The following is an 8480-nucleotide window of genomic DNA, read 5'->3' as shown; positions in this document are numbered from 1 at the left end:
TATATGTACTCGAATACGGAAATGGCTACTTTAAAGATAACCCCGAGGCCGAGCTGATCCGCATCGAATACAACGGCGGTAACCGCAAGCCCCAGGTGGAAGCCTCCGCCAGCAAGACGGCCGGTGCGATTCCGCTGTCCATCACGCTTTCTTCGGCGGGCACCCACGATTTTGATGAAGGGGATTCATTACAATACGCCTGGCGAATTACCCGAAACGGAGTGGCCTTCAGGCAATTCAACCAGGCCAATCCTTCCCTGACACTCACCAACCCAGGTACCTATCAGGCTACCTTAACGGTAACCGATAAGTCGGGAGCTCAAAATGCCAAATCCGTCGTCATTAAAGCGGGTAATGAACCGCCTGTGGTGACGTTTGCGATCACGAAAGGGAATTCCAGCTTCTTTTTTCCGGGCAAAAGCATCGAGTATGCCGTCCAGGTCAGTGATAAGGAAGACGGTAACCTGGTCAATAAAACGATCTTACCCGCTCAGGTTTCGGTCAGTACCAATTATCTGTCCGAAGGCTATAATTTAACGCGCATCGCCCAAAATCAATTGCGGGTGGATGCCTCGGCCCAATATGCTACGGCTATATCGCTGATCAACAAAAGTGATTGCAAGTCCTGCCATGCGGTGAAGGAAAAAGTGCTGGGTCCTTCGTTTAGGGATGTTTCCCTGAAATATAAAGGCGATCCATCAGCGATGGCTAGCCTAGCTAAAAAAATACTACAGGGCGGTTCGGGCGTGTGGGGCGATGCGTTTATGCCTGCCCACCCGACCATGGCTGAAAGCGATGTCAAGTCCATAACCACCTATATTCTCAGTTTGTCGGAGGCTCCCAGGCCCGCCCAAAGACTGCCCGTACAAGGCACCTATAAGACCGACGTGGCTAGCGGTGCCACAACCGAAGGTAGCTTTATTTTTCGGGCGGCTTATACAGACCGGGGAGCCAAAGCTGCAGCTGCCCAGTCGAGTGAAATGACGGTTGTCTTACGAAGCCCAACGGTGCCAGTTGCTCATGCATCTGTGGCTGAAGACACCAATTTTACCAATGACAGCAGCCTGGCCATGACCCGAAGTTCGGGTGCCTTTTTAGGCTTTACTGCCATCGATCTGGCCGGAATCAACCAAATCGAACTTGTTCGTGGCCCCAGCCGAACTGGAGCAGCGGTTCAATCGGGAACGATAGAAGTCCGCCTGGGTGGTGTGGGTGGACAACTTCTGGGTACCTTCTCGGGTGAATACCGGGATAAGATGATCATCCCTATTTCTACCAATACTGGTTCGGGCCAGCATAACCTCTATTTTATTTTTAATGGCTCACCGGTACGCATAAAATCGATTCGATTTAGTGAAGATGAATGACATAATTCGCAGACAATAGTTGATTGATCCAGTCAACTATAGCCTATTTTAGACCTAGTCTGAATAATTCACATTTGAGTTCTTTACTAAGTCGTGACTTGTTAAAGAAGTAAATGGACGTCATATGCGACTGGTTGAGTTGAAGAGCTATTTAACTCTGCGAACGCTGCTCAGAAATAAATTAGACAATTTCGTGAACGATTTTTGTTGACGGTCATTGTTAATACAACCCACTGGCTAGTAGCAAATTAGAAATCTAATGAATCGCATTCGTTGGCTATTCATTGGCCGGTAACGGTCGATTGCATAGAGGAGTTTGCAGTAACCACTAAGTTGGTAACGTACGAAAAAGGCTACGCAACGCACCAGGTAGCTTCATAAAAGCTAAAGCTGACAGGATGGGATGTTAGGTGTCCCTGAGCCACATAAGCCCAGAGTTCACCCCAACTTTCGGCCATTTTGTATTCATTTGAACTTTCTGCCAAACCTACTCATGAAACGCTTGACCTACCCCGCCTTACTGCTGACCCTGGGCTTGCTCAGCCTGATTCACAAACCCGCCACCACTGACTGGCCCGAATACAACGGTGGGCCCGATCGCAATCATTTTTCGCCCCTCACCCAGCTAAATCCCGGCAACGTGGCAGGCCTACAGGTCGCCTGGGAATATGCGTCGGGCGGAGTTGATACGCTCAAAAACAACACCCAGATTCAGTGCAACCCGCTCATCATCGACGGTGTGATGTACGGTGTTTCGGCAGGGTCGCAGGCCTTTGCCCTCGACGCGGCTACAGGCAGGGAGCTTTGGAAAACGGCCTTCACCGACGATACCTTCGCCATGAATAGCCGGGGCGTTACCTACTGGACCGATGGGCGGCAGGCCCGGATTTTCTTCGCCTACGGCGCGCTGCTCTACGCCCTCGATGCCCGAACGGGAAAACCGGTGGCCAGTTTCGGGAAAGGCGGGAAAATTAATTTAAAAGACGGCCTCGCCCGCCCGGGAGCCGACGAGTACGTGGTGAGCAACACGCCGGGCGTGGTGTATAAAAATCTGCTCATCATGGGCCACCGGGTGTCGGAGATCGCCCCTGCCCTGCCCGGCGACGTGCGCGCTTACGACCTGCGCACGGGGCGGCTCGTCTGGACCTTCCATACTATTCCACACCAAGGCGAGTACGGGGCCAACACCTGGCCCAAAGACGGCCACCGCAACTTCGGGGGAGCCAACAACTGGATGGGCATGGCCATCGACCGGCAGCGCGGCATCGTTTACGCCCCTACGGGGACTGCGGCATTCGATTTATACGGCAGTACCCGGCCTGGCCAGAACCTGTTCGCTAACAGCCTTATAGCCCTCGACGCGGCCACGGGCAAGCGACTCTGGCATTTTCAGACGATCCACCACGACATCTGGGACCGCGATATTCCGGCTCCGCCCAATTTATTCACCGTCGTTCGTGGTGGCAAAAAGGTGGATGCCGTTTCGGTATTATCCAAACAAGGTTTCCTCTTCGTCTTCGACCGGGTCACGGGTCAGCCCCTGTTTCCGATTGAGGAACGCCCCATGCCCGCTTCCAGCGTTCCGGGGGAAAAAGCATGGCCCACCCAGCCGATTCCCCTCAAACCCGCGCCTTTTACCCGGCAATCGTTTCCGGAAAGCGATATTAACGATTTCGTAACCGACCGTGACACGGTGCTGGCCCAGCTCCGGCGCTGGCAATCGGGGAAGGAGTTTATTCCCCTTCCCCTGAGCCCCAATCGGACCGTGTTTTTCCCCGGCACAGACGGTGGCGCGCAGTGGGGCGGGGCCGCGGTGGACGAAGCAGGCATTATGTACGTTCCTTCAAAGCAAATTCCGGTCACCATGGCGCTGGTTCCGACCCCCGCTGGTTCGTTGTCAGATAGGGTCGTTGATCGCACCGGTAGCCAACTCTACCAAACCCACTGCGGGGCCTGCCACGGCCAGAACCGCGAAGGTAGTCACGACGGTACCTATCCGGCCCTGATGGGCATTTCCCAAAAACGCAACGAGACGTCGGTGGCCCAGGTTCTGGCCAAAGGCCAGGGCATGATGCCTGCCTTCACCCACCTGAAGCAAGCCGAGCGCAAGGCCATCGTGGATTTTTTGTTCGGCAAAACAACGTCCGTCGCCAGCAACGCGGCCCTGAACACCGCGCCCTACCACCACACCGGGTTTACCCGCTGGTATGACCGGGCCGGGTACCCCGTGAGCCGCCCACCCTGGGGCACGCTGACGGCGATCGACCTGAATACGGGCGAACACCGCTGGCAAGTCCCGCTGGGCGAGTACCCCGAACTAGTGGCGAAGGGCCTGCCCCCGACGGGCACCGACAACTATGGGGCTCCAGCCGTCACGGCGGGCGGGTTGCTATTCATTGCTTCCTCCCGCGACGAACTGATTCGGGCTTTCGACCGGAAGACGGGCCGAGAACTCTGGCGGGCCAAACTGCCTGCCGCCGGGTATGCCTCGCCGAGTACCTACGCCGTGAATGGCAAGCAATACGTGGTGATTGCCTGCGGGGGCGGCAAACTCAAAACCAAGTCGGGGGATCGGTACGTGGCGTTTGCGTTGCCGTAATCAGCTACTTTGTCGGCCAGCGGTTGTTTACCGTTTGCTGCGTAACAGGCATCGGTCAGGTAATTTTGGGCAGGGCGGACTGTGCCGTGCTACTTTCAACTTATCCTGTCCTGTACCCAACCGATTTGACCGCAGCGCGGCCCGTCGATTCCCAGCGGGCAGCCGGCGCTGTGACAATAGGGTCGCCCGTGTGGCTATCCTATCCTCGCTACCCAAATTTGGTGATGCAAACGAACGGCCTTGTTCTGAAACCATTCGGACGGTTTCGTGAACGGATTTTACAATCCCGGACAGTAATATAAGTAGCTAGCTTTCAAGTAAATAAAATTAAAATCGACAAATTATATAACCGTTTATCTGGACGATTTTTGAGTAGGAGCGGAGTATCGTTTGGCTAGATACGTTTTTAATAACTGTCAACTATAACCCGTAGCATACGGTTCCCGGTGATGGCAGTTAATTGGTCAAAATAAGCGTTAACTTTTTGACCATCACCGGCTTTTTTGGCCGATAGCCCAGCGCCATACACCCCATTCAACCGGTTGGGATGCCTTTGCAAATCCAATTCATAGGCGGCTAAGGCTTCGCTAGGCTTGCCGACTTCTAATAGCATGTCGCCCAGCAGTTCTCTGGCGGGTAGAACCTCGCCCGGCGTGACCGGATGTTTTTGCGTTTTGTCTTCCATATCGGCGGCCTGCTGCATTAGCGCCAGCGCTTGCTGAGTATGCCCTTCTTTCCAATGCAACCAGGCGTCCACAGTGCGAACCTGGATGGCCACCTGATTGGCTTTATAAGCGTCCTTTTGCTCGAGTAAGCGCTGGTGAAGCGTACCTAATTGAGCTAGTTCATGACGGGCGGTCCGTAACTGGCCAATATGGACAGACCCTAAGGCGCGAGTAAAATGGATAATGGAAGCCTGCCAGGGAAATTTTTCCCAGGGAAAATCGGCGGGCGTTACCTGAAGATGGGCGGCTTCGAACCACTGTTTATTTTCCAATACGTAACGGGCTGGAATGGCCGCAAACGCATAGGCTACTTTAAAATTGGTGGGATGAACCTCCGTCATTGTTTTCACATAATCCCACTGTTTTTTGGCCGACTCATTATTTCCCTTTTGCAGATAGGCATAGACCAGATAATCCAGGCCATGAAGTTCCTCATCCCAATGGCCTTGGATGGATGCCGCTTTGGCATAGCATTGGGCGGCTGACACCGAAGCTAGGTTTGATTCAATACAGTCATCCCAGAGCCCTAACCGGGTAAAAATGTGCGAAGGCATATGCAGCGCATGGGCCGATGAGGGAGCAATGGAGGCATATTTTCTGGCAGCAGGCAGGCCCAGTTGAGCCAGTTCAGGATAATCATAGGTATGGATCAGATAGTGAACAATACCCGGATGATTGGGCTGACCTGGATAGAGAGCCTGTAAAATTTCACCCGCTTTTTTTTGTTTACGGAACGAGAGATCATCAGCACCAGCCGCATCTAAGGCCAAGGCATAAAAAATAGCCGCCTCTTTATCGTTAGGATACGTTTTGTACACGTTTTCCATCCCCTTTTCAAACCGCTGGCAACGAGTGAGGTGATCGACTGTTTGCCAATCCTGATAAAAAGCGTTAATAGCCGCTAGATAATCCGCTTCTCGTTTCGAGGTTTCCAATGTCTTGGCGACCTGGATTACTTTAGTCCCCTTTTTGAGTTCCTCCTCGGTAGGTGGCGTCCAAAGTGGATGAAAGTTGGCCATGGCGATGCCCCAGTAGCCCATCACACAGTGCGGATCCTGATCAATCACGTTGGCAAACGCTTTCTCGGCCTCCTCATATTCAAATGAATGGAGCAGCTTGATCGCCAGATCAAAATCGGGTTTAGCTTTTGCGTTACAGGTGGTTTTAAATTCGGCATCGCCCAACTGGATGGTCGGTGAACCACATAGAATGAGTTGCCCCGTTTTAAGGTTCAACTCATTAATTTGTTCGGTGGTGGGCGTATTGGTTTTGGGCTTACAGCTAAGAAGCAAGGCCATAAAAAGGGGAAGGAATGCGCTCTTATGCATGGTAAATAGCCTTAATAAAGGTTCTACAAACGCCTGGTATTTCCCCTAAGGGAGCTACCGACCTACGGTCAGTCTACGTTTAAATCGTTGTCGGGCAACTGCTCCGGTTAAATAACTTACCCGTTGAACGCTTCCAAGTTAATTAGATTAATGAGCTATGGCCCTCTCTTCTGAGCAAGTGGTAAAAACGTTTCAAGGGGGAGGCCACTAAAAGCCATCTGCTGGTCAGCATGTGTTTAGTGGTGCACTCACGCAATGGCTTCGTTCATGGCCAACTCAACATGATTTTATGACCACTAAAGACTTATTCTCATCAACCCCTCAATTAAGTGGTTTCGACACCGTCGTGTCTGGATGACTAATCGTAGGCTTGCGCTTCTTGCCCCCTTTCCGCCCCCCATTCTTGGGTCGACTCGAAGCGGGTAAGCTATGTTTGGCCAAGATACGGGCCTGCTCAGCCTGTCCCACCTCACTCTGACGGGGCTGGTGAAGTTGAAGGCGCGCCTGACGGGCCATCGCCCCTGCATCAATGATGGGAGCGGGGTAGTCAACCCCAACCTCAAACCCGTCCATCAGCTGTTCCAACACCGGCATCGTCCAGGGCTGGTGCAGGTAGGCCAGCGGACAGTTGGCCAGTTCGGGTACCCATTGCTGAATGAATACGCCCTGAGGGTCATGATCCTGGGACTGCTTGACGGGGTTGTAGATACGGATCGTGTTGGTACCCGTCATGCCCGACTGCATCTGGATCTGGGCGTAGTGGATACCCGGTTCGAAATCCGTGTACAGCCGGGCCAGATGCCAACCCCCTTCCTGCCAATGCTGAAACAGGTGATGCGTTAGAAACGAAGTCAGCATGGCCCGCATGCGGAAGTTAATATAGCCCGTGGCGGCCAGGCAGCGCATACAGGCGTCGATGAGTGGATAGCCCGTGCGCCCGTCCCGCCAGGCTGCGTAGTGGTCAGGGTTGACATTTTTGGGAACAGCGTCAAAAGCCCGGTTCACGTTCTCGAACTCCATGCGGTCTTCGCTCTCAAACTTCTGGATGAAATGGCAGTGCCAGCGCAAACGCGAGGCAAAGGCGGTTAGTTGCCGGCCCACCTCTACCAGCTGGGGATTTTTGGCCGCTTGCCGTTGAGCCTGGTAAACCTGACGAATACTCAGACAGCCCCAGGCTAGATAGGGCGATAGCCGACTGCAGCCCCGTCGGCTTTCCAGGGGTTTGGAAATGGACTGGGCGTAGAGCGTGATGCGCTGGTTGAGAAAGCTGGCCAGGTACCGGTGCCCTTTGTGTTCCCCACCGGGCTGAAACAACGAGTTCGGTGTCAGCCAGGCCGGGGGCAGCTGGGGACCACGCTGGGTCTCGTACCAGGTCAGGGGCATATCAGCCGGGTACCAGCGGGTTAGGTCAGGATGGGTCTGGGGGGCCAGCATGGTCTGCTGCCAGTCGGCGGCCCAGGTATCGCGGTCAGGCAAGGCTCGAATCACGCCATTATTTTGAAACTCATGCCAGCAAATGCCCTGCTGGCGGCAGAAGTGGGCGACGGCTTTGTCGCGCTGGTAGGTTAGGGCAATCCCGGTTTCCTGGTGGGAGTAGAGGGCATCGATGGTAAACTGGGTCTGCAAGGCGGTGAGTACCTCGACTACCTCCCGGTGAAACACCCACAGGGCGGGTGGCCCCGTGGGGAGTGGGCTATCATCCTGCTCGACCTCCTCGAAGACAAACGGCAGCCACTCGTGTACCAGGGGGAGGGGCTCGGGCTGGGGGGCGGGGGGTGAAGGCAAGGTGGCCAGCTGTTGCTGGAGATCCGTTAGGCATTCGTGCACAAACCGCCAGTGGCGCAGCTCGTAGTTGGGATCCGCGATGAGCGACGGCTCGAAACAGTACAGCAGCAGTAGGGGCCGTTTGGGTCCCCGCTGTCCTTTGGCAATGGCGGCTTGCAACGGGGCGTGGTCACGCAGGCGCAAATCGCGCTTGAACCATAGCAGGTCGATGTAAGGCTTGTTAAGCATGGGATCAGCCTAGAGACCAGGTTTTATCGACGAGTAGGCCTTTGCCTTAAGCCGAAAAATGATCTCCTGGCTAGTAGTAACCGGCTGTGTGGTGGCAGAGTTATCGAGTTTGGTCCTGATCTTATACTACGAATTGGCATTGACGGATATTGAAGACTAATTGTCTCATCAAATCCTGGTTTCATGAAGCTTTTGTTCACCTGCCTACAGTCACCGCCGGTGAATAATGTATCAATACAAGTAATTGTAAGCTATTCCTCAGATTTCCTAAATAGTATTTAACCGTTAATTAAGCTAGAATAAAGTTACGCTCTTCTTTTTCAATATGTTGCACTTTCCATAGTTCGCGTTCAGAAAACGCAACATTTTCGTGAACGCTTTTAAGACTGACCCGTCCTGAAAAGTGTTGACCGTTTATTGGTTATCCATCTTTTTGTTGACCACTAAT

The 8480-nt window shown here is 53.6% G+C and carries 5 protein-coding genes; 2 read left to right on the top strand and 3 right to left on the bottom strand.

Features of this window, described 5'->3' with window-relative positions; genetic code table 11:
- Both ACFS25_RS27675 and ACFS25_RS27670 read left to right on the top strand, forming a co-directional pair.
- A partial coding sequence (locus tag ACFS25_RS27675; RefSeq protein ID WP_381507809.1) for a PKD domain-containing protein occupies positions 1-1367 on the top strand: 1367 nt, incomplete at its 5' end.
- Between the two features lie 493 nt (positions 1368-1860).
- Positions 1861-3966, top strand: coding sequence for an outer membrane protein assembly factor BamB family protein (locus ACFS25_RS27670; protein WP_381507807.1), 2106 nt, complete (start codon positions 1861-1863; stop codon positions 3964-3966).
- Positions 3967-3993: 27 nt separating this feature from the next.
- On the opposite strand, the gene ACFS25_RS27665 is transcribed toward ACFS25_RS27670, so the two are convergent.
- The 3 genes from ACFS25_RS27665 to ACFS25_RS27655 all read right to left on the bottom strand — a co-directional run bounded on the left by ACFS25_RS27665 (position 3994) and on the right by ACFS25_RS27655 (position 8032).
- Entirely contained in the window at positions 3994-4221 is a 228-nt protein-coding gene (locus ACFS25_RS27665; RefSeq protein ID WP_381507806.1) for a hypothetical protein, read from the bottom strand.
- 151 nt (positions 4222-4372) lie between these two features.
- The gene (locus tag ACFS25_RS27660; RefSeq protein ID WP_381507804.1) at positions 4373-6019 is read right to left on the bottom strand and encodes a tetratricopeptide repeat protein; all 1647 of its coding nucleotides are present in this window, start codon (positions 6017-6019) and stop codon (positions 4373-4375) included.
- 321 nt (positions 6020-6340) lie between these two features.
- Positions 6341-8032 (bottom strand): cryptochrome/deoxyribodipyrimidine photo-lyase family protein, encoded by a 1692-nt coding sequence (locus ACFS25_RS27655; RefSeq protein WP_381507802.1) that lies wholly within the window; start codon positions 8030-8032, stop codon positions 6341-6343.
- Between the last annotated feature and the right edge of the window lie 448 nt (positions 8033-8480).

Origin of the sequence: Spirosoma flavum (assembly GCF_042686045.1) — a bacterium.
Classification (GTDB): domain Bacteria; phylum Bacteroidota; class Bacteroidia; order Cytophagales; family Spirosomataceae; genus Spirosoma; species Spirosoma flavum.
Note: the sequence above shows the minus strand (reverse complement) of the source record. Positions and strands in the feature narration are given on the sequence as shown.